Genomic DNA, 21,670 nt, shown 5'->3' with positions numbered 1-21,670 from the left:
GACAAAAAAGGCAACGCGTCCGGCAACAACCATTAACCGCACGAAAAAGGACGGAGCAAAGGGATATCCTTTCTCCGTCCTTTTCATGTGCCAGCGGAAAAACGGCGGCGCGCCGCTTAAATTCGTTATTCGCGAAAAAGGGATTCGGATTTGGCCGTAGAATATGTAACGGACAGCGTTAAGCTGGAAACGGCAATCCACATCTTGAAAAAGCGGTGACGACGATGCATTTTTTGAAAAATAAATCCTTTACCATCTTCGACTTCGAAACTAGCGGACTCGATCCGAAAAAGGACCGCGTCATCGAAATGGCGGCGATCCGGGTCGTAAACGGCGAGGTGGCCAGCGAATTCAGCACGCTTGTCCAGTACGACGGCAAGCTGTCTCCGAAAATTACGGAGCTTACCGGCATAACGGACGAGATGACAGCCTGCGGCATGGACGAGGATACCGCCTTCCGCATCCTGAACCGGATGATCGGCGGCCATATCCTTGTTGCACATAACGCGCAGTTCGATTTAAGCTTCCTCCATCATTCCTTGATGCGAATCGCCGGCCGCTCCTTCCGCAACGATTTTATCGATACGCTTACAATCAGCCGCGACCGCCATGTCTATCCGCATACGCTGAAGGACATGTGCGACCGTTACGCGATTCCGCTTATCGGAGGGCACCGCGCCCTGAACGACGTTGTGGCCTGCTGGGAGCTTTGCCGCACGCTCGATGAAGAGCAGCCGATCGGGGATTATTTGAACAAGCTGGGCTATATGAAAAAATACGGGCCCCCTGCCTGGAGCCCGCCGCATGCCGTATTAGAGCCTGTCGAATTGAAATACGCTCCTCGGGAAGCGTAAGGGGCAAGTCGCTAATCATAATCTACATACAGCCATTCATCGATAGGCATTTCATAATCATCATCGCTGAACCGCTGCTCCTTGAACGGGTCGGCGTAATGGTGGAAGCCGTTGCGCTCCCAATAACCGTTCCTGTTCTCGAGCATCAATTCGATGCCTCTAACCCATTTTGCGCTTTTCCAAAAATAAAGATGCGGCACGATAAGGCGCAGCGGCCAGCCATGCTTATCCGTCAGCGGCTCGCCGTTATAACGATGCGCCAGGATGACGTTATCCCTCATTAAATCTTCCAGCGGCACGTTCGTTTCATAATTCGGGTCCGCATGAATCATCACATGCTTCGCTTCCGGCTTGACGCCGATAAGCGGCAGCAGATCCACTAAACGCACGCCTTCCCATTCCGTATCCAGCTTGCTCCAGCGGGTTACGCAATGAATATCGCATACGATTTTGACCTGCGGCAGCTCCAGCAGCTCCTGAAAAGAGAAGCTCCTCTCCTTCTCCACCTCACCGAATAGCCGAAGCGACCAATTGTTAAGCTCATAAGCCGGAACCGTTCCTTCATGCAGAATCGGAAATCGTTCCGTAACGGTCTGTCCCGGCGGGACCCGATGCCTCAGCTCAGCCGGCACATCCGGCAGCTTCGGCTTCAGCCGCCTCAAACGGTCCGCCTTATCGTTCATCGGTATCCACCCTTTCTGAAACTGGCTTTTTATTCCTCGCCAAGCATGTTCGCGCTCATCTTTTTAAACAGCTCCAGCGCTACCGTCATATCCTCCGTACTCATGCCGCGGAACAGCTTCTTCATCACTTTCTCACGCACGGCCATCATCGCCTGCACCATAGCTTTCCCTTCATCTGTCAGGTTAAGCACAACGGCCCTGCGGTCCTGCTCGCTCCGCTCCCTAGTGACATACCCCAGCTCGATCAGCCGGTCAGTAATGCCGGTGACGCCGCCGCCCGTTATGCGCAAGCTCTCCGCCAGGCTGGATGCTTTCTGCGGCCCCTGCTCGGCAAGAATGATCAGCATACGGCCATGCGTCATCCCGAGCGAATGCACGTTTTCTTTATTCCATTCCGCAAGAATCAGCTTACGTACTTCACGGAACGACTCGTCCAGCGATTTCATCAAAGATAGTCTATCCTGCTGCGAAGCATCCATCCAATGTCACTCCTTAGCCGGGCCCTTAGTCCCGCTTATCTGACCACAGTATAGACTTGCCGCCTTCCGGCAGTCAATGCGCATTCTCACTAGAAAAGCCAACCGGCTATTATTTGCCGGTTGGCTTTTGACTAATTTCCGCTGATGGGAGACGGGACCGTAATCAACTGCGCTCCGTCTGGAAAGATCGCTTCCACCTTTAACTCGCTGATTTGCTCGGCGATGCCGCGCATGACTTGATCCTTGCGCAGGACGCTCCGGCCCCTCTCAATCAGCCGCTCGGCCGACAACCCTTCGCTAGCGCCATCTATTATTTCATAGGTGATGAGGGCCACGCTTTCCTCATAATTTAACTTTACGCCGCGTTTCAGACGGCTCTTCGCCAAATCCCCCGCAATCAGCTTTAACAGCAGTTTCTTCTCCGATTCCGATATCGCCACTCCCGCGCCCTCCTTTTACCCTAATATTTTGAACCTTTCCCGAGCTCCAGGCTTCATATATGTCATATTATATTACACGAATACAAAAAATAATAGACCCTACTCTTTAAAATAAGGTCTAAATGTTTCGTGCAACTAACTTCCTGTGTTATGTTTGTCTCAATTAATAACCCAATGCGGTTTTCAGCTCCCCGGTTCCGCCGGTATGAAGACCGTATTCGAACAGCTTTTTCGTTTCAATAAATCTTGCGTCCATGCTGTCAGCTCCCATCACAACGGAGATCAGCCTCCGGCCGCCCTGTTTCACAGTGCCTGTGAAGCAATAACCGGCGTCCGGCGTATATCCCGTTTTCAAGCCGTCGTTCCCCGGATATTCAAACCGCTTTTCCGCAAGCATTTGGTTGGTCGCCGCAAGCGCTTGTCCTTGCGTAGACACTTTGACGCTGCCCATGCTTGTAATCTGCAGCACCTCCGGATATTTGCCGATCAAATATCCCGCAAGCCGAGCCGTATCTTTAGCCGTAAGGAGCGTATCGCGTTCGCTCGCTGCGCCTTCGTACTCCCTGATATCATCCCGGCTTAACCCCGTCGCATTGCCGAACACCGCATCCTTCGACAAGCCTATGCTTCTTGCTTTTTCATTCATCATCGCTGTAAAAGCGGCTTCCGTCCCGGCGATATGCTCAGCCAGCGCCACAGCCGCGTCGTTCGCGGAGTAGATCGCCATTGCGTCGAACAGCTCCCTTACCGTTAAGCTGTATCCTTCCATAATCCCCATTCGGGCGCCGGGAACCTGCGCGGCATAGGCGGACGGAATCACCGTATCGCTCCACCGGATTCGCCCGTCATGCACATAGTCAAGCACGAGCACTTCCGTCATCATTTTGGACATGCTGGCCGGCGGCAGCGGCTCATCCGCATTTTTTTCGTATAACACCTCACCCGTTCCCGCATCGATCAGGAAGGCGGCCGCGGACTCAATTTGCGGCTCCTCCCCGCGCCAAAGCTCCCGAATTGTTTTCCCTCCGAAAAGAATGGCTGCTGCTATAACCATAATAAATACGATACGAATACCGTTATAAGAAGAGTGGGTTCTCACCTTCACCGTTTTCATGACACAAAAAATCTCCTTTCGTTGCTGAACCTCTCTCTCGAGTATAGGCAGCTAAACTTAAGGAGACTGTAACGCATTCATAAATAAATCTTAAATCCTTCTTAAACCTTTGGCGACGCTTCTTTATAAAGCGGCAGCGTCACCCGGAAGACCGTCCGCTCCGTGCTGCTTGACGCCTCGATAAAGCCATGATGCTTCTCCACTATGCTTTTGGAGATTGCAAGCCCCAGGCCCGATCCGCCGGCCCACCTCGTTCTCGATTTATCCGCCCGATAGAACCGGTCAAAGATATGGGGCAGATCTATGGCGGATATCGGCTCGCCGTAATTCACGACGTCTACCGCCACCCAGCCCTCGCGCAGCGTAACGGTCACGTCGATCCTTCTGCCCTCTCTGCCGTAAGCCATCGCGTTCGAGATCAGGTTCTCGAATACGCGGGCCAGCTTGGCGGCATCCGCGCGAACCATAATCATGTTCTCCGCGCTTTGAAGCTGTCCCTTCATGCCGGCTTCCTGCAGCGGCATATGGTATTGAACCAGCAGCTGCCCCAGCATTTCAACGAGATTGATCGGCTCCAGCTTGAGCGCAATCGTGTCGTGACGCATTCTTGTATATTCGAACAGATCGTTAATGAGCTCATGTAAGTGCTGCGACTTCTCATAAGCGATCGCGACGTAGTGGCGAAGCTCGACCTCATCCCGGTAACGGTCTTGCTCGATCAGTCCAAGATAACCGACGACGGAAGTGAGCGGCGTGCGCAGGTCATGCGAGACATTCGTAATCAGCTCGTTTTTCGCCTGCTCCGCTCTTCTCTCTTCCTCAAGCGCTAGATGAAGCCGCTCGGACAGCCGGTTCACGTTATCGGCAAAGACGCCGAACACATTGCCCCGCTTGACGGTGACTTGATGATCCATCTTCAGCCTTCCATCCGCGATAAGCTTGACCGTATCATTAATCTGGCCGAGCGTCCGGAATTGGAACCACTGCAGCGCGATAAAATAGATAACGAACAGAACAAGCCAGATAAAAATAAGCCCAAACCCGCTCGGAACTCTCTCGATGAAGAATAGTCCGATGCCGCGCAGGAAATAAAAGAAGCTTGACGCGTTGTACAAAAAGATCGCAACTACGTATATGATCGCAAGCGTTATTAACGCCAGAACAGCGCTAATAACCAAATGGAGGACGGCACGGAAGACCAGCTTGGAGACGATGTTCTCTTTATCCTTCAATCTTGTAGCCAACCCCCCACACGGTTACGATCAGCTTCTCGCCAAGCTCCTTCTCCAGCTTGTCCCTCAGCTTGCTGATATGAACCATTACCGTATTGTTCGATTCAAAATATTTCTCCTTCCACACCTGCTGAAAAATATCTTCGGCGCTGAACACCCTGCCGGGCTGGCTTGCCAGCAGGTGAAGGATGCCAAATTCCGTTGAAGTCAGATGCAGCGGTCTGCCGTCCACATCGGCGGAATGACTGAGCTTGTCGATGCGCAGCGCGCCTAGCCTCAGCTCCCTGCCCTCGCCTTCCTTGCCCGCTCCCGTTTCGGCCGTTCGGGTGTACTGGTATGAGCGGCGTAGCAGCGACCGTACGCGGGCAAGCAGCTCCAGCGGATTAAACGGCTTTGCCATATAATCGTCCGCTCCCGTCATCAGTCCCATTATTTTGTCCATATCGCCGGTTTTTGCGCTTACCATCAGAATCGGCACATGATGATCTCTGCGCAGCCTTCTGCACACTTCCAGTCCGTCCAGCTTCGGCATCATAATGTCCAGGATTACCAAGTCCGCGCCTTGCCGTTCGAATATTTCAAGCGCCGCTTCCCCGTCGAAAGCGACAGCCGTTTCAAAGCCTTCATTCTTCAAATAAATCTCGATAAGCTCCGCGATTTCCCGCTCATCGTCCACAATTAATACGCGACGTTCCAACGATGTCATCCTCCTTCATTCCGATGCTTCTACTATACATGATCGGAAGACCGAACGTAACGAAGCGCGGTTCATTTTCACAAAGTTTAAGCCATTCTTAAGGTTTATTTAATAACCGGCGCGAGTCTGGAAGAGACTTCCCTCGTATAGCCAACGGTTGGCCATTTATGATAAGATTAAGATTATTCATGAAAATTAGTCATACTCGCCGTAACGTTTGACGCTTCGGCAATTTTAAGGGGGTACTACATTAATGGCGGCCAAAAGAATGCGTTCTGACATGATCAAAAAAGGCTTCGACCGTGCGCCGCACCGCAGCTTGCTTCGCGCAGCGGGCGTTAAGGACGAAGATTTCGGCAAACCGTTTATCGCGGTGTGCAACTCCTATATCGATATTGTGCCAGGTCATGTTCACCTGCAGGAGTTCGGTAAACTAGTGAAAGAAGCGATTCGCGAGGCAGGCGGCGTTCCGTTCGAATTCAACACGATCGGCGTTGACGACGGCATCGCGATGGGACATATCGGCATGCGTTATTCCCTTGCAAGCCGCGAGATTATCGCGGACTCCGTCGAGACGGTCGTTAACGCGCACTGGTTCGACGGCATGGTATGTATCCCGAACTGCGACAAGATCACGCCGGGCATGATGCTGGGCGCGCTTCGCGTTAATATCCCGACCATTATGGTCAGCGGCGGCCCGATGAAGGCCGGCAAAACATCCGATGGCCGCTCCATCTCCCTCTCCAGCGTATTCGAGGGCGTAGGCGCGCATCAGGCTGGCAAAATCAACGACGAGCAGCTGCTTGAGCTTGAGCAATACGGCTGTCCGACTTGCGGCTCTTGCTCCGGCATGTTTACCGCAAACTCCATGAACTGCTTGGCGGAGGCAATGGGACTTGCCCTGCCGGGTAACGGTACGATTCTGGCAGTCTCCCCTGAACGCAAAGAATTCGTGAAACAATCCGCTCGCCAGCTGATGAAGCTGATCGAGATGAACCTGAAGCCGCGCGACATCGTGACGAAAGAAGCGATCGACAACATGTTCGCGGTGGACATGGCGATGGGCGGCTCTACGAACACGGTTCTTCATACGCTCGCCATCGCGCACGAAGCAGGTATCGAATATCCGATCGAGCGCATTAACGAAGTTGCCGAGCGCGTGCCGCATTTGGCGAAAATCGCTCCGGCATCGGACTGGCATATCGAGGACGTGCACAACGCCGGCGGCGTAAGCGCGGTTCTGAACGAGCTGTTCAAGAAGGAAGGCGCTTTGCACGGCGATTGCATCACCGTAACTGGCAAGACGCTCCGCGAAAATGTGGAAGGCTGCGAAGTGAAGAACTACGACGTCATCCGTCCGATCGACAACCCGCACACGGAGCGCGGCGGACTAGCCGTCCTGTTCGGCAACCTGGCTCCTAACGGCGCCATCATTAAGACGGGCGCGGTTGACAAGTCGGTCGGCGGCTACCATAAAGGCCCTGCGATCTGCTTCGACTCCCAGGACGATGCGCTTGCCGGCATCGCTGGCGGCAAAATTAAAGAAGGCCACGTCGTGATCATCCGCTACGAAGGACCGAAAGGCGGACCAGGCATGCCGGAAATGCTGGCTCCTACGTCACAGATCGTAGGCATGGGTCTCGGCGCCAAGGTTGCGCTTGTAACGGACGGCCGTTTCTCCGGCGCATCCCGCGGCATCAGCATCGGCCACGCTTCTCCTGAAGCGGCCGAAGGCGGCCCTATCGCGTTCGTACGCGACGGCGACATCGTCGAGATCGACATGAATAACCGCACGATGAACCTGCTCATCAGCGACGAAGAGTTCGAGAAGCGCCGCGCCGAATGGCCGGGCTTCGAGCTTAAGATCAAACGCGGTTACCTGGCTCGTTACGCGCACCTCGTAACATCCGCCAGCACCGGCGGCGTTATGAAGATGTAAGGATTTCTAGCCCGCTTACGACCCTCCCTTCCAAGGGATGGCCCCGAGGGGGGCGTCCCTCTGGACACCCGCATGAAAGACGTTTGTGTGATATTGCGGAAAGTAACGAGAAAAGCCGTTTTGCCAGTCACAATTGATTGGCAAAACGGCTTTTATTTATTGATCGATTAGATGGCGGTCGTCTTCGTCCCCATAGACGCTGCGTCGTCTGCCGCTCCGCTCAAGACGCGGTCCACCGTCTCGGCAACCCGCTCCATCTCTTCCTTCACGATCCGCGATTGTATCGTAGCATACGAAAACAGCTTTTGAACGGGCATGCATACCATGCGAGGAGAAATAGCCTCGCTCCGGTCTTTACGCTTCCGTTCCTTGTTATATTGCTTTGAATTGGTAAGCACTTTAAGCAACAGCTTTAAGTAAATGCGGGTCGACTTCGCGAATAAGCCTTCCGGCAGCTGAAATATTTCAAAGCCGAGCCGGTCCGCCCCGCGGTGAATCATCGTGACGCCGTACACCGCTTTTACGTCTTTGGCTTCCGGGTCGCTCATCAGTTGATCAGCGAGAACAGGCAGTGCCCGCTCCACCTCCCGCAGCATCCGAATCCCGGTTGCCACCGGCGATTTCGACTCCGCCGCAATTCCCGACAGCATTCGGTTATCGAAGTGAAGCTCGGCGATTGCATCGCCTTTCACGAGGCTGCCGCCGTCTCCGAAATCGCGTTTCTCTCCATGATAGGTCGTTACCCGATAATGGAATGCCGGCGTGTCCCCGTCCCCGACCTTCTTCAAGCGGAAGACGATATGGAAAGCCTGCTCCCATAACAGCCAAGCGGAGACGAGCATCCGTTTGAACATCGAGCGCCGCATGACGCGATTGCTATCCGTCAGCTTCATCATTTCACCAATCCCTACGAAAGAATACCCTTTCTTGACCGCTTCCTCCAAGTAGGCCTCAAGCGCGATCAACATATTGCGAGGCGCATCCGCATCGGCTCCAAGCGTGTTGCCGCAATCATGCAGCAGCAGCACTTCGCCCGGTCTAACCTTCTTCAGCATGCGGCGCTTCAATCGTTCCGCGCCAACCCTTACCCGCCAATCGCCAAACATCGCCGACCATAAAATAATATGCATATGGCCCATCTTCGAATAGTCAAACAGATTGACGATTCCCCATGGCGGCCTGTAGTAGACCGTTTTGGTTCCGACCGCCTTTTCGATCACCTCGTTGGTCCGTTCGATTTGGCGCCTTACCGTGCTTGGACGCATAACCCAATTCGATTTATGCACATAATTATGAATACCGATTGTATGTCCTTCTTCCTGCATACGCTGAAGCAGCTTCTCTTGCCCTTCCGCGTGCGAGCCTACAACAAAAAAAGTCGCTTTCGCGTTATAGCGAGCCAATAAATCAAGCAGCTGCGCGGTATATACGGGATCCGGCCCGTCGTCGAACGTAAGCGCGATCTCCTTTTCTACCAACCCTTTTTTAAATACGCGGAAACCGAAGATGCGGCTGATGAGGCCAGGGAGAAACGCGTAGAACGTCATGATCGAAATTCCCCAAAGCAGCAAATTTTCCATTTTGTTTTTCCCCACCGTTTATGAATTAGTCAAAGATTAAGTGGATGAATCTGAATCATAACAATACCTCTAATTGTAGCATATTCTCTTAAAAAATGAGTACATTTCGTAAAAACTATAGTACAATCTTAATGGAAAGAATACCATTTCTCATTCTGAATGACGGAAAGAAGGGAATCACATGCTGCCATTTTACAAAAAATATTGGAGAACCGCGTTCGACATCGCGCTTATCGCGTTAACCGTCTATCTCATCATGTTAGTGTTCAGCTACATATACAAAATCGCGACACCCATCTTTTTTGCGTTTGTCATTTATTTATGCATTGAACCGCTTGCCCGCCTGCTCCATAAATGGGGGATCAAAAAGTCGATTGCATCCGGCATATCCGTTCTTGTCTTCACTTTAGTCATACTGGGCGCATTCTCGGGAGCGGCCGTGCTGATTAAAAATCAAGGCGAAGCGCTGATCGATAATTTCGATACCTACCGGGCTGTCTTCACCGAACAGATCGGCAATCTGACAGCGGAGCTCGAGAAGCAGCTGGACAAACTGCCTAATGATATCAATTTATCGGAAGAGACAAAAAACATAACCGAAGGCGCGACCGAAAACCTTCAAAAATGGATTAAGTCTTTCCTTCTCGGATTTATCGGCTACGTTTCGGGGTTTTCTACTTTTGTTTTCAACTTTGTTATCGGTATTATATTAGCGTATTTCTTAAGTATCGAAATTACGACTTGGAAACGCACAGCGTCCGAAAAAACGCCTCGCACCTTCAAAAACGCGTTTGTTTTCTTACGGGATAATGTGTTCAAAGGGATTGCGACTTATATAAAAGCGCAGGCCAAAATGATCAGCATTACCTTTATCGTCATTCTAGTCGCTTTGATTCTGCTCGGCGTGGACAATGCGTTTATTATTTCGGTTGTTGCGGCTATTTTTGATATTTTGCCGCTGCTTGGCGTCAGCGCGTTGTTTATCCCTTGGATTCTCTATTTGTTTATCGTCGGCAAAACCGCGCTTGCGATTTGGTTGACGGCTCTGCTGCTGGTCGTCACGGTAACCAGGCAAATATTAGAACCGAAAATAACGGGAGATTCGCTTGGCGTCTCCGCCTTCACTATGCTGTCGTTTATGATTATTTCCTTGTCCTTGTTCGGAGTCGCGGGCGTCATTCTGTCCCCGATCTTGGTTATTCTCCTGAAATCCTTGTACGATCAAGGCTACTTCCACCGCTGGATCCGACCGCCGGTAGGCGAGTTTGACGCGCCAGCCGGAGCAGAACCCGCTGTGGAGACGGATGGCTTGAAGGAAGGCTCCTTCGTGGAAAGACTGAAATCGTAAATAAAACGATCACTTTAAACAAGGCTCCTAAAGCAGCTTCCTGAAAGCTGTTTAGGAGCCTTGTTTATGGCTCTCTCTTTTTGCCGCAATGTCCATCGCGCCGCGAAACAGCCTGGTTGCTTGATGGCCGCTGCCGATCGGACGATTTGCCGCGAGAACGGCGACCGCGTACCGTGGCGACTTCACGGGCCCGTAACCCGCAAACCATTGATGATTGAGCGGGACGCCGTTGTTTTGCGTTTCGGCCGTGCCGGATTTGCCCGCTACCTTCCATATTCCTTCCCGAATCGACCGGCCCGTCCCGTGATCGACGACAGCCTCCATGCCGCGCAGAAGCGCCTCTGCGGTATGCGCTCCAATCCGCCGCCCCGGTCCCTTCGCATGACGAGCCTTAAGCTCAACCATTCTCTCCCCGGTCGCAAATTGGATTTCGCTGACGAGTCTCGGTTCATGCACGCTTCCGCGGTGGAGCAGCGTAACGATCAAATTCGCCGCCTGCAGCGGGGTCATTCGCACGTCGCGCTGTCCGATTCCGCTTTGCGCCATAATTCCGCCGTCCACATGGCCCGGATCATCAGCCGCGAAGAGCCGCCCGGCCTGCTCTTCCTCCAATAGCCTAAGCGGTTTGGCAAATGGCCCGAATTTTCCGCTATGCCAGCCTACCCGCCCCGTAACTCCTAACGCATCAGCCGTACGCTGCAGCTGCTCCGCCTTCAGTCTCTCCGCTGCCTCCGCAAAAACGATGTTGCAGGATTGCGCCAGCCCTTCCTGGAACGTCAGTCTGCCATGCCCGCCTTCCTTCCAGCAGGATAGGCCGTATTTGCCATAATGGCCGTTGCATTCAAACGTTTCGCCGCGGTCCACGGCATGATGCTCCAGCGCGGCCGCTGCCGTTACCAGCTTATAGATGGAGCCCGGCTCTACCGCCTTTAGCGCGTTATTCTCCCATTCGCTGCCGTCCGCCGTGAGAAACTGCCCAGGCTGAAGCTTAGGGCGGGACACCATCGCAACAATATCCGCGTTGCGCGCATCCAGAACGACGATTGCTCCTTCTTTGAGCCCTTCTCGATCGGCATAAGCCTCCAGCTCGTTCTGCAGCTCCAAATCGATGGTGGTCACCACTTTAAGCGGGTAATACTTATTTTTCGGTTGAATGACCCGAACATCCAGCCCATGTAGAGGCGCGTTCTGACCGTCGATAAAATAAGAAACCGAGGTTTCGCCAATCCCGTGAAGCAGTCCGTCTAGCGATTTCTCGAGACCCGCGCCTCCCACCTGCTCGGACAGCTTGCGCTTGCCTTCAAGCAGATCCTTTTGGTGAGCCGCCATCAGCCACTCCGGATGCTGACTTGTGAATCCGATCCAATGCTTTGCATCGAACCCTGACATATACCGGTTGCGATAAGGCAGCACGCGAATTCCGCTCACGCCCAGCTTACGGATCGCATCCGCCTGGGCTTCGGACAGCCGGATCGGATGGTCCTCTGAACCGCTATGCCAGAAATCAGGGGCGGTCAGCTTATCCCACCGTCTATTCAGCTCGGAATCCTCCACGCCGAGCAATCGCGCCAAAGCAGCGAGCTGCTGCGCGTTACCGCGCGCATCAGGACGTACCGGGAACAGGGCGACGGTCAAGTAGGTTTCACCGGTTATCGCCTTCCCATATCGGTCGACGAAATCGCCCCTTCCCGTATCCAATACGAGGCTGCGCTGTCTCTGAACAACGGCCATCCTCTTCCAGCCGTCTCTTCCTCCTCCAGCAGGCGGAGCCGCAGAGCCATGGCTCGGTAGAAGCTGCAAAGAGGCAAGCCTCACGATAAACAAAAGCATAAGGAAAGTGATGAGCAGCCCTGCCGCCAGCATTCTTTTCGCCATCTAACCCACCGTCCATCCTCCTAATGAAACACCTCCCTATAAGTGTTGCCGAAACGGCAAAAAAAAGACTGTCCCGAGTATGAACTCGAGGACAGTCTGCATAAGCTCGCTTATTCTACTTTAAACTTCGAAAGCGATTCTTTTAAGCCTTTCGATACGGAGTCCAGCTTCTCTGACAGCTTAACCAGCCCTTCGCTGATGCTTAGCTGCTCGCTGCTTAGCGAAGCTACCTCTTCCGAGGTTGCGGAAGATTCCTCTGCAACCGCGCTTACGCTAGTCATCGCTTCGGACAACACGAATTGCGATTGATTGAGCGTATTGATGGAGCTAGTCGCATGCTCAAGCTTCTCAGTAAACAGGCTCATTTGACCGCGTACGGATAAGAATATTTGGTTGGCGTCTTTGACGGCAGCGATTTGCTCCTGGAATATCGGATTCGCTTCGGAAAGCACCTTTACCGTCTCTTCAATCTCGCCTTGAATTTTGCTGGTAATCTGGCCAACCACGTCGATGGATTGGCGGGACTGATCGGCCAGCTTCCGAATTTCATCGGCAACCACCATAAAGCCTTTGCCCGCAGCTCCCGCGCGAGCCGCCTCAATCGTCGCATTCAACGACAAAATATTCGTTTGCTTCGTTAAGTTGTTCAATACATCCAAAATTTTGACGATAGAGCCCGTGCTGTCTTTCAGCGCGTCGACCTTCTCTACCATCGAACGGGTCATTTCTTCCGTCATGCCCGTCTTCTGAATAAGCTGCCCCATGTAAGTCGTGCCTTGCTCGCTCGCTTTCTCGACCTCGGACGCCGACTCCGCCATCTCGCTGTTGGCGGCGATGACGTTTTTCATCTGGTCGTTCATATGATTCGTAATGTCGCTGCCCTTTTCCGCTTCGACCGCAAGGCTCGTCGCTCCATTCGCAATTTCTTCCGTCGCTACGGCGATTTCTTTTGCGGCAATCGCAGTCTTTTTGGACGCGTCCGTCAATTCGTTGGCCGTGAAGAGAACTTCTTCGGCGGATAAAGTGGTTTGCTTCGCCAGCTCCGTTATTTGCTTCATCATATCGTTGAAGCTTTCGGACAGCTCGCCGATTTCGTCATGACGCTTGTTCATGCTCGAACGTACTGTTAAGTTGCCTCTAGCGCCTTCGCGCATGAGATTGCGAAGCGTAATAAGCGGTTTCGCGACGTTTTGGAAGACCAGCAAACCAATACCGATAGCGATAACGGCTGCAAGACCAACCATAATCCATGTCAACGTACGGATGACTTCTGCGTCTTCTACCAGCTTCTCGACCGGAATCGTCGCCACAAACCGCCAACCGCTTTGCTCGGAGGTTTGGTAAGCAGCCAGCACTTTATCGCCATCCGTTGTTTTGAGAGACTCTCTGCCTTGAACGGCTTGCTCCCCTTCCGTTGGAAGAGCAACCTTGAATGGCTGTCCTATCTTATCCAGCTGGTTCGATACAATATACTTGTTATCGGCGCTAATGATGGCAAGCTCGCTGCCCTCGCCGAAATTAACATCGCTGTACCGGTCCAAAATAGATTTCATATTAATTTCAACCACGAACACATACGGCTCTTTCAAGCCCGTCGGTTTTACCATTCTTGCTAAACCAATCGTATCCTTGGTGCTTTTCGCAATGAGACCGCCTTCTTGAGGCTCAATCCATAAGACGCGGCCTTGCTGTTCCTGGGCGTTTTTAAACCACTCGGCTTCTGCTAATATATCTTCCTTCTTCCCGTTCGTACTGCCGACTGTAATCATATTAAGGTCTTTGCTGACCGGAATTAACGCCGCGCCCGAGATGTTGGTGTTGCCCATTACATAGTTCGTCAGCCGGTCGGACACTGAACGCGAAGCCTGTAACGCTTCGAATTGGTCGCTAGACTTTTCAAGCGTGTTCAGCTGCTCCTGAATGTCTTTGTCGATCAAAACCTGCAAGGAAAGATCCGCATAGGACTGAAAAACAATATCCAAATTGTTTGTTACCTGGTTAACCGTTTGGAAGCTTGCTTCAGACACTTGGTTCTCTACAATGGATTTCGCTCTCGAATGAGCCACTAAACCTACTGTCATTACACAAATGATTATGCCGACAAAAATAATGAGAAACAGCTTTCCTCCGACGGACCTTAACTGTTTCATCAATCTCGTCTGCGTTGAACCATGTTCTGCCGACTGCCCCGGCGACTCCGGTTTATTGCCTGCGCGGCGTACGGAAGCCATCAGTCCTCCTGTCATTTCCCCCGCTTTTTTAAGCGCTTTCTTCATCCCTTTACCGACCTTTTTCATAAAGTCTGTCATGTTGTAAGACACCGCCTTATTAACATTCAATACATGATTGTTATCGACCGAAGGCTGGCGTAATGTAATAGTTTTTCCAAAAAAAATGGAACTGACCCCAAAAAGCGCAGGATCAGCTCCCTAACATTTATTCAATTTTGAACCGGGATAACGACTCGGAAAGACCGCGGGATACGGCATCCAGCTTCTCCGACAGTCCGACCAGATTGTCGCTGATGCTTAGCTGCTCGCTGCTGAGCGACGCCACTTCCTCTGAAGTTGCGGACGCTTCTTCGGCGACGGCGCTTACGTTCGTCATCGCTTCCGCCAGCACCGATTGAGACTCGTCCAACCGGCCGATCGAGCTTGTCACACCTTCTAGGCGTTCAGCGAATTGTCCCATCTGCTCCTGCACGCTTAGGAAGATTTCGTTCGCTTCCTTCACCGATTGAATCTGCTCTTGGAACAGCGGATAGGCGTCGGACAAGACATTCACCGTCTCGTCGATCTCGGATCTGATTTTTTCGGTAATTTGACCGACCACGTCGATCGACTGCCTGGATTGATCCGCCAGCTTGCGGATCTCGTCGGCTACCACCATAAATCCTTTGCCTGCATTCCCGGCTCTCGCCGCCTCGATCGTCGCGTTTAAGGAAAGAATATTCGTCTGCTTCGTCAAGCTGTTCAGCACGTCCAATATTTTTACAATCGAGCCCGTGCTTTCCTTCAGCGAATCGACCTTCTCCACCATCGAGCGCGTCATCTCTTCCGTCATGCCCGTCTTCAAGATTAAACCGTTCATATAGGTTGTTCCCTGCTCACTTGCCTTCTCGACCTTGGAGGCGGACGCCACCATTTCGCTGTTCGCTTCCATTACCTGCTTCATTTGCTCGTTAATATGAGCGGTCAGCTCATTGCCTTTCTCCGCTTCAACCGCAAGGCTTGTCGCGCCGTTTGCGATTTCTTCCGTCGCGACGGCAATTTCTTTGGCGGAAGCGGAGGTTTTCCTTGAGGCCTCCGTCAAGTCAGACGCAGTCAGCAGCACTTGCTGTGCCGATTGCGTCGTCTGCATCGCAAGCTCGGTGATCTGTTCCATCATGCCGTTGAAGCTGACGCTAAGCGTACCGATTTCATCCTTCCGTTTAATCGAAGAACGCACGGTCAGATTGCCGCGGGCTCCTTCCATCATAAGCGCGCATATCTTTACAAGCGGTCTCGCAATCGTCATTATAACGACGAAGCCGATTAAAATGGCAATAATGCCGGCCGCGATGGCGGTTATCCACGTTAAATTCCGGATGGACTGGGCATCCTTCACGAGCGCCTCGACTGGAATAGTTCCAAGCAGGCGCCAATCCATCGATTCGAACGTCTTATAAACCGCGAGCACTTCGACGCCATCCGTTGTCGTTGTTTTTTCGTCTCCGCTGCTCGCCTTCTCCCCCTCTGTCGGCAATGCGACGCGGCTTGGCTGGCCGATCAGGGCAGCATCATTGGCTGTAATATAGTTCCCTTGTTGGTCGATGATGCTTAGCTCGCTGTTTTCGCCAAGATTGACATCCTTGTAACGATTGGCGATCGATGCCGATTCAATCTCAAGAAGCAGAAGGTAACCGGCATTGCTGGATATCGAATCCTTCAGCAAGCGGGCGACTCCGATGGTCGACGAATCGCCGTCTACAGCCATTCCTTCAGCTTGCGGCACAATCCAATTCACCTTGCCGTTTAAGTCAATCGTTTGCTGATACCATCCCGCATCCTTCAGCGTCTCGATTCGGGACATTTGCGCTCCGCCGCTTACAATGGGAGGAAGGTTCTCCTTCAACGGCAGCAGCGCCAGCCCCTCGATTGTGTCGTTTCCGAGCGTGATGGCTTGCATTTTCTCGCTGAGCTCGCTCGTCGCTTCGAATCTGGCATAATCATCCCCGCTCTCGTCAATGCGCGACACGAGCTCATGAAAGTCCTTGTCAACCAACAGCTGCAGCGTTATATCTTCATACGTTTTAAAAATAATATCCAAATTCCCTGTCACTTGATTAACGGTTTGCAGGCTCGCGTCCGAAACCTTCTTTTCGACCATTGATTTCGCTTCGTTATATGCCAATAGTCCTACGGTCAGTACGCACGCTAGAATGCTGACGAAAATCGCAATAAACAGCTTCATCCCGACAGACTTTAACGGGTTCGTCCAGTTCAATTCTCCCAACACGGAAGATGCCGCTTTAGCCGAGACCGTTACGGCTTGACGGCCTTTTTGCCAAGACGTTGCGTCAGTCTTTTTGACAGCGGTTTCATTTTGTTCCACGTTATTCATCTTCTTCTTGAAAAACCGCATGCCTGTCTTTTTTTCTTTATCGGCCATACAGGTACACCCGCCTCTGATAGAATGGTTGATTAACGAACCTAAAGTCTTCACTTTAGCGAATACTGGCGATTTTTGTCTACAATTATATTAGTTCTATTATTTGACATAGTTGCTTACTTGTCAATTCATTCGAACAAAAAAAGCCCTATTGTCCGCAAACGCATGCCTATGCATGATTAACGAACAAATAGGGCCCTTGTTCCACCGAACTAAATCTTAAATTGCGACAGTGTAACCTTAAGCGCGTCCGATACTTCGCTCAGCTTCTCGGACAATGAAACCAGGTTTTCGCTGACCCCAAGCTGTTCGCCGCTCAAGGATGCAACCTCCTCCGATGTGGCGGAGGATTGCTCCGCGACCGAGCTTACGCTGAACATCGCTTCAGCTAATATGGCTTGAGAACGTTCCAGATCATGGACCGAATCCGACACGCTGTGCATCCCTTGCACGAATTGCCTCATCTGCTCTTGCACGCTGAGGAAGATACCGTTAGCTTCTTTAACGGATTCGATCTGTTGCCGGAACAACGGATTCGCCTCCGTCATCATTTGAACGGTCTCATCGATTTCGTGATGAATACTCCCTATAATTCCCGCGACGACGTCAATGGAATGGCGCGATTGGTCGGCCAGCTTTCGAATTTCATCCGCTACAACCATAAAGCCTTTCCCTGCGGCCCCCGCCCTGGCTGCTTCAATGGCAGCGTTCAACGATAGAATATTTGTCTGCTTCGTTAAGCTGTTAAGCACATCCAAAATTTTGGCGATGGAGCTTGTGCTCTCCTTCAGCGTTTCGACCTTGGCCGCCATCGAGCGCGTCATTTCTTCCGTCCTGTTTGTTTTTTCGATCAGTTGGCTCATATAAGCCGAGCCTTGAACGCTCGCTTCCTCGACGTTCACAGCGGAGGTCTGCATCGCTTCGCTCACGGTAACGACGTTTCTCATACCTGTATTCATATTCTCCGTCAATCCGCTGCCCTTTTCCGCCTCTGCCGCAAGATTCGCCGCACCCTTTGCGATTTCTTCCGTCGCAACTGCTATTTCCCGCGCAGACGCGGATGTTTTCTTCGATGCGTCCGACAAATCAGCCGCTGTTGATAAAACGGCAGCAGCCGAATGTGTTGTCTGCTCGGCAAGCTCGCTCATTTGCGTCATCATTCGGTTAAAACTATCGCTTAGCGCGCCGATTTCGTCGCGCCTTTTTCTCAAAGAGGACCGGACGGTCAAGTTACCGCCTGCTCCCTTCAGCATTAAGTCCCGTATCCGGACAAGCGGCCTCGCGATCGTATAAATGACAAGCGCTCCAATACCGATTGCAATCATCGCGGCCGCAATCGAAATCATCCATGTAAACCTGCGAATGACCTCGGCGTCCTTCACCAGCTGGTCCACCGGTATTGTAGCGACAATTCTCCAATTCATCGTGTCAAACGTTTGGAATATCGTCAACGTTTCTGTGCCATCCGTCTTGGTCAGCTTCAGCGAGCCCTCGGTCTTCTCGGGCAAGCCTACATTGACGGGCTGGCCAATGAAGGAAGGCTCGTCCGCAATCACGTACAGCCCTTTGCTGTCCACGATCGAAATTTCACTGCCTTCTCCGAGATTAACATCGGCATAGCGTTCACTGATTACCGCGGCGTCCAGCTCCATGAGCAGCACGTACGACGGGGTGCTGGAGACGCCGTTTTTAATCATACGGCTGAGCCCAATAGTCGGTGTCTTCGAATCGTAAGAAATTCCGCCCGCTTGCGGAGCGATCCATAGCGTCTGTCCTTCCAATTGTACCGTCTCTTTGAACCAATCCGTTTCCATTAACGCTTCCGCTTTCGTGCTCAGGGAGGAGCCTGTCGCCACTACGCTTAAACCATCCTTTAAAGGGAGCAGCATCATCCCGTTAACGTTGCTCTGGCTTAACGCGAGTGCGGACATTTTATCCTTCATCCTCAGGCCCGCCTCATAGTGAATCTGGTCATCGTCCGTTTCCGTCATCGTTCGGGCTAGATCGTGAAACTCTTTGTCGTTGAACAACTGCAGCGTGAAATCCTCGTATGTATGAAAGACCACATCCAAATTGCCCGCCGCTTGGTTGATCGTTTGCTGGCTGGCTCCCGAAACATTGGTTTCCACCATTTTTTTGGATTGGGAATAAGATAGCAGCCCTACACTCAATACGCATGCAAGAATACTGAAGAAAATGATAAAAAAAAGCTTAACTCCGACGGAATTCACTGCTTGCGCAATATTCAAGGATTTGACGAAGTGTAACGATTTCCCCCTTGCCGGGCCATCTTCCTTCTTATTCACAGTTTTCTCTCTCGTCCGTCTGATTCCGAACATCCTGCAGCACCTTCCTTCATGGTCTTAGATCTTAGATGAGCGACATCAATCAGTCTTATGTCAAATTAACTCACCGTTGATGTACGATTCTTGTTACCCATTATTCTGGAAAGATGCGTGACTGTCAACAAAAAATGAAAAAAAGAACCTTACGAAAGATCATAAGGTTCAAATTTATGATTATAATAATCATTTTGTAATTAGAAATTTATCTTTAACGAATCTTTTTTCTCATCATATCCATCGCTTTAACCGGTTTAAGCGTACGGAGCCGGACATGCTGCATGGGATGTCTAGCCGCTTCCAGAGGGTTGCCGTCCGCATCCGTTAATTCCGTAACGGTCTGCTTGAAGAACGTGCCTCCTGGACCGACAAACTCGACTTCCTGCCCCATTTTGAAATGGTTACGCTGTTGAATCGTCGCAAAACCCGTACGATCGTCGTAATCCAGCACGATCGCGGCAAAATCATACGGAGCGGCCTTCTCCTCCGGACCGTAAATATGATCTTCGGCGCCTGGCGCATCAAGGAAGAAGCCTGTGTTCAGCGGACGGTTGGCCGCCTTATTAATTTCCTCGATCCACTCCTGCTTCAGCTCGTAACCTTCCGGGTCCGCAAAGTAAGCGTCAATCGCTTGTCGGTACACGTTCACCACCGTTGCCACATAATGAATACTCTTCATGCGTCCCTCGATTTTGAAGCTGTCCACGCCAACCTCTATCAGCTCAGGCAAATATTCGATCATGCAGAGGTCCTTCGAGCCCATCGTGAACTGGTCTTCACCCTCTTCGTACATCCGCTCTTCATCCTGGTACAAATCGTATTTCCATCTGCATGATTGGCAGCAACCGCCCCGGTTGGAATCCCGGTCGGTGAAATGATTCGACAAGACGCAGCGTCCAGAGAACGATGAGCACATCGCTCCATGAATAAACGCTTCGATTTCGATATCGACATGCTTTTTAATCTGCTCGATCTCTTCAAAGCTGGTTTCCCGGGCGAGCACAACGCGAGGCAAGCCTTCTTCCTTCCAGAATTGCACCGCCTGCCAGTTCAGCGTAGATTGCTGCGTGCTGAGATGAACCTCCAGCTTGGGAGCAACGCGCTGCGCCGTCTCGATAATAATCGGGTCGGCTGCAATAATCGCCGAGATGCCGACTTCCTCCAGGCTGCGGAGATAGTCCTCCAGCCCTTCGATATCCTCGTTGTGGGCATAAATGTTAGTCGCGACGAACACCTTCGCCCCATAACGATTCGCGAATTCTACGCCTTCTCTCATTTCCTCAAAGCTGAAATTGTCCGCGTTGGAACGCAGACCGTACTTTTGTCCGCCGATATAGACGGCGTCCGCGCCATAATGGATCGCAAATTTCAGCTTTTCCAAATTGCCGGCCGGAGCCAGCAGCTCCGGTCTATCCAGACGGTACCGCTTCCCATGATAACGCGGCGCCGATTTTGTGTTTGACGTCATTTCGTCTCCACCTCCTGCTAATGCCTGTCAATAAACCTGTTCTTTATAGAAAAATCCGTAGCTAAGCTCACGGTTCGGATCTTGCACTTCACGAATCGAATCCAGCCATTCCTCGCGGAACGTATAGCCCTCCGGATCCGCAAGGTAAGCGTCGATCGCCTGGCGGTAAGCGCGGACGACTCTTTCATTATACTCGATTGATTTCAGGATGCCTTCAATTTTTAAGCTGTCTACAGAAATTACCAGCAGCTCATGCAAGTTTTCGATCATGCATATATCGTCCGAGCTCATTACATGCGTGCCATTCGCGTCTTCAAAGATCGGATAGCGTTCACCCGGGCGTTCCGCTTCCATCAAATAAAGAGCTTTGTTTTGATCCAGCTCGCGGGCCTTCTCCGAATCGCCTTGATGATCCAAGTAGCTGTTCACAAGCGTTCGCTTCGAATGATAAATATTTGTCATGCCGTGAACTTGAACCTGTATTTCCATCGATGATTTCGCTTTCGTCTCTTCAATTTGCTCCATGTTCAGCTCGCGGGCAAGCACAAACCTCGTCGCTCCCCTGCGCGCCCAATACTCGGCCGTTGAATAGTTGGTCGATGTCATTTCGGCATTCCAATGCAAAGCCATGCCCGGGGCATGCTTGCGCGCCGCCATCAGAACGGCGGGATCGCCGAACACAATCGCGTCAACGCCCGCCTCGTGCAAATACGAGAGATAGCCCGGCAAATCATCCAATATGTTATTATCCATCAAATTGTTTACCGCGACATAGATGCGGACGCCCCGAGGCTTGGCCAGTTCTACCGCTTCCTTGATCATCTCCGGTGTAAACTCGCCGGCAAGCCGCATGCCGAAGCGTGCCTCCCCGATGAGGAACGCATCCGCGCCCGCATCCGTCAATCGCGTTAACTCCTCGATCGAGGACGCGGTCGCCAGCAGTTCAGGTTTGTACGACATAGATAAAAC

Annotated in this window: 16 protein-coding genes; 3 read left to right on the top strand and 13 right to left on the bottom strand. The window is 52.0% G+C overall.

Annotation, left to right across the window (positions count from 1 at the left end; genetic code table 11):
* Positions 1-224 precede the first annotated feature (224 nt).
* Positions 225-854: a 3'-5' exonuclease gene (locus tag D3P08_RS20265; RefSeq protein ID WP_119601909.1), complete on the top strand. Its 630-nt coding sequence runs from the start codon at positions 225-227 to the stop codon at positions 852-854.
* An 11-nt stretch (positions 855-865) separates the two neighbouring features.
* Here D3P08_RS20265 and D3P08_RS20260 read toward each other — a convergent pair whose 3' ends face one another.
* The 6 genes from D3P08_RS20260 to D3P08_RS20235 all read right to left on the bottom strand — a co-directional run bounded on the left by D3P08_RS20260 (position 866) and on the right by D3P08_RS20235 (position 5,499).
* The gene (locus D3P08_RS20260) at positions 866-1,537 is read right to left on the bottom strand and encodes a sulfite oxidase-like oxidoreductase (protein WP_119601907.1); all 672 of its coding nucleotides are present in this window, start codon (positions 1,535-1,537) and stop codon (positions 866-868) included.
* 29 nt (positions 1,538-1,566) lie between these two features.
* Complete coding sequence (locus tag D3P08_RS20255; protein WP_119601905.1) at positions 1,567-2,016, bottom strand: MarR family winged helix-turn-helix transcriptional regulator; 450 nt, start codon at positions 2,014-2,016, stop codon at positions 1,567-1,569.
* A gap of 131 nt (positions 2,017-2,147) precedes the next feature.
* Positions 2,148-2,456, bottom strand: coding sequence for an urease subunit gamma (gene ureA / locus D3P08_RS20250; protein WP_119601903.1), 309 nt, complete (start codon positions 2,454-2,456; stop codon positions 2,148-2,150).
* Positions 2,457-2,619: 163 nt separating this feature from the next.
* The gene (locus D3P08_RS20245) at positions 2,620-3,570 is read right to left on the bottom strand and encodes a D-alanyl-D-alanine carboxypeptidase family protein (RefSeq protein ID WP_119601901.1); all 951 of its coding nucleotides are present in this window, start codon (positions 3,568-3,570) and stop codon (positions 2,620-2,622) included.
* 101 nt (positions 3,571-3,671) lie between these two features.
* The gene (locus tag D3P08_RS20240; protein ID WP_206098984.1) at positions 3,672-4,802 is read right to left on the bottom strand and encodes a sensor histidine kinase; all 1,131 of its coding nucleotides are present in this window, start codon (positions 4,800-4,802) and stop codon (positions 3,672-3,674) included.
* Positions 4,792-5,499: a response regulator transcription factor gene (locus D3P08_RS20235; protein ID WP_420819050.1), complete on the bottom strand. Its 708-nt coding sequence runs from the start codon at positions 5,497-5,499 to the stop codon at positions 4,792-4,794. Before D3P08_RS20235 ends, D3P08_RS20240 begins: the two co-directional genes overlap by 11 nt.
* 253 nt (positions 5,500-5,752) lie before the next feature.
* On the opposite strand from D3P08_RS20235, the gene ilvD reads away from it, so the two are divergent.
* Positions 5,753-7,438, top strand: a complete 1,686-nt coding sequence (gene ilvD / locus D3P08_RS20230; RefSeq protein ID WP_119601897.1) for a dihydroxy-acid dehydratase — start codon at positions 5,753-5,755, stop codon at positions 7,436-7,438.
* A 167-nt stretch (positions 7,439-7,605) separates the two neighbouring features.
* Here the strand turns inward: ilvD and D3P08_RS20225 are convergent, their stop codons facing one another.
* Positions 7,606-9,018 (bottom strand): polysaccharide deacetylase family protein, encoded by a 1,413-nt coding sequence (locus D3P08_RS20225; protein ID WP_119601895.1) that lies wholly within the window; start codon positions 9,016-9,018, stop codon positions 7,606-7,608.
* 181 nt (positions 9,019-9,199) lie between these two features.
* On the opposite strand from D3P08_RS20225, the gene ytvI reads away from it, so the two are divergent.
* Positions 9,200-10,366 (top strand): sporulation integral membrane protein YtvI, encoded by a 1,167-nt coding sequence (gene ytvI / locus D3P08_RS20220; RefSeq protein WP_119601893.1) that lies wholly within the window; start codon positions 9,200-9,202, stop codon positions 10,364-10,366.
* A gap of 51 nt (positions 10,367-10,417) precedes the next feature.
* Here ytvI and D3P08_RS20215 read toward each other — a convergent pair whose 3' ends face one another.
* The 6 genes from D3P08_RS20215 to D3P08_RS20190 form a co-directional block, all read right to left on the bottom strand.
* Positions 10,418-12,241 carry a peptidoglycan D,D-transpeptidase FtsI family protein gene (locus D3P08_RS20215; protein WP_119601891.1) on the bottom strand — a complete coding sequence of 608 codons (1,824 nt, stop codon included), beginning with the start codon at positions 12,239-12,241 and terminating at the stop codon, positions 10,418-10,420.
* A 110-nt stretch (positions 12,242-12,351) separates the two neighbouring features.
* Entirely contained in the window at positions 12,352-14,550 is a 2,199-nt protein-coding gene (locus D3P08_RS20210) for a methyl-accepting chemotaxis protein (RefSeq protein WP_240647670.1), read from the bottom strand.
* A 127-nt stretch (positions 14,551-14,677) separates the two neighbouring features.
* Positions 14,678-16,891 (bottom strand): methyl-accepting chemotaxis protein, encoded by a 2,214-nt coding sequence (locus D3P08_RS20205; RefSeq protein WP_240647669.1) that lies wholly within the window; start codon positions 16,889-16,891, stop codon positions 14,678-14,680.
* 212 nt (positions 16,892-17,103) lie between these two features.
* Entirely contained in the window at positions 17,104-19,230 is a 2,127-nt protein-coding gene (locus D3P08_RS20200) for a methyl-accepting chemotaxis protein (RefSeq protein ID WP_240647668.1), read from the bottom strand.
* Between the two features lie 214 nt (positions 19,231-19,444).
* Positions 19,445-20,701, bottom strand: coding sequence for a peptidase U32 family protein (locus D3P08_RS20195; protein WP_119601889.1), 1,257 nt, complete (start codon positions 20,699-20,701; stop codon positions 19,445-19,447).
* 27 nt (positions 20,702-20,728) lie between these two features.
* Complete coding sequence (locus D3P08_RS20190) at positions 20,729-21,661, bottom strand: peptidase U32 family protein (RefSeq protein WP_119601887.1); 933 nt, start codon at positions 21,659-21,661, stop codon at positions 20,729-20,731.
* Positions 21,662-21,670: the final 9 nt, after the last annotated feature.

The sequence above is a fragment of the Paenibacillus nanensis genome (assembly GCF_003583765.1).
GTDB classification, from domain to species: domain Bacteria; phylum Bacillota; class Bacilli; order Paenibacillales; family Paenibacillaceae; genus Pristimantibacillus; species Pristimantibacillus nanensis.
The sequence above is the reverse complement of the archived record's forward strand: the minus strand, read 5'-3'. Positions and strand labels throughout refer to the sequence as shown.

Coding starts and splice junctions, on each gene's coding strand:
- D3P08_RS20265 (WP_119601909.1), top strand. CDS start 225: ATGCATTTTTTGAAAAATAAATCCTTTACCATCTTCGACTTCGAAACT.
- D3P08_RS20260 (WP_119601907.1), bottom strand. CDS start 1,537: ATGAACGATAAGGCGGACCGTTTGAGGCGGCTGAAGCCGAAGCTGCCG.
- D3P08_RS20255 (WP_119601905.1), bottom strand. CDS start 2,016: ATGGATGCTTCGCAGCAGGATAGACTATCTTTGATGAAATCGCTGGAC.
- D3P08_RS20245 (WP_119601901.1), bottom strand. CDS start 3,570: ATGAAAACGGTGAAGGTGAGAACCCACTCTTCTTATAACGGTATTCGT.
- ilvD (WP_119601897.1), top strand. CDS start 5,753: ATGGCGGCCAAAAGAATGCGTTCTGACATGATCAAAAAAGGCTTCGAC.
- D3P08_RS20225 (WP_119601895.1), bottom strand. CDS start 9,018: ATGGAAAATTTGCTGCTTTGGGGAATTTCGATCATGACGTTCTACGCG.
- ytvI (WP_119601893.1), top strand. CDS start 9,200: ATGCTGCCATTTTACAAAAAATATTGGAGAACCGCGTTCGACATCGCG.
- D3P08_RS20215 (WP_119601891.1), bottom strand. CDS start 12,241: ATGGCGAAAAGAATGCTGGCGGCAGGGCTGCTCATCACTTTCCTTATG.
- D3P08_RS20210 (WP_240647670.1), bottom strand. CDS start 14,550: ATGACAGACTTTATGAAAAAGGTCGGTAAAGGGATGAAGAAAGCGCTT.
- D3P08_RS20205 (WP_240647669.1), bottom strand. CDS start 16,891: ATGGCCGATAAAGAAAAAAAGACAGGCATGCGGTTTTTCAAGAAGAAG.
- D3P08_RS20200 (WP_240647668.1), bottom strand. CDS start 19,230: ATGTTCGGAATCAGACGGACGAGAGAGAAAACTGTGAATAAGAAGGAA.
- D3P08_RS20195 (WP_119601889.1), bottom strand. CDS start 20,701: ATGACGTCAAACACAAAATCGGCGCCGCGTTATCATGGGAAGCGGTAC.
- D3P08_RS20190 (WP_119601887.1), bottom strand. CDS start 21,661: ATGTCGTACAAACCTGAACTGCTGGCGACCGCGTCCTCGATCGAGGAG.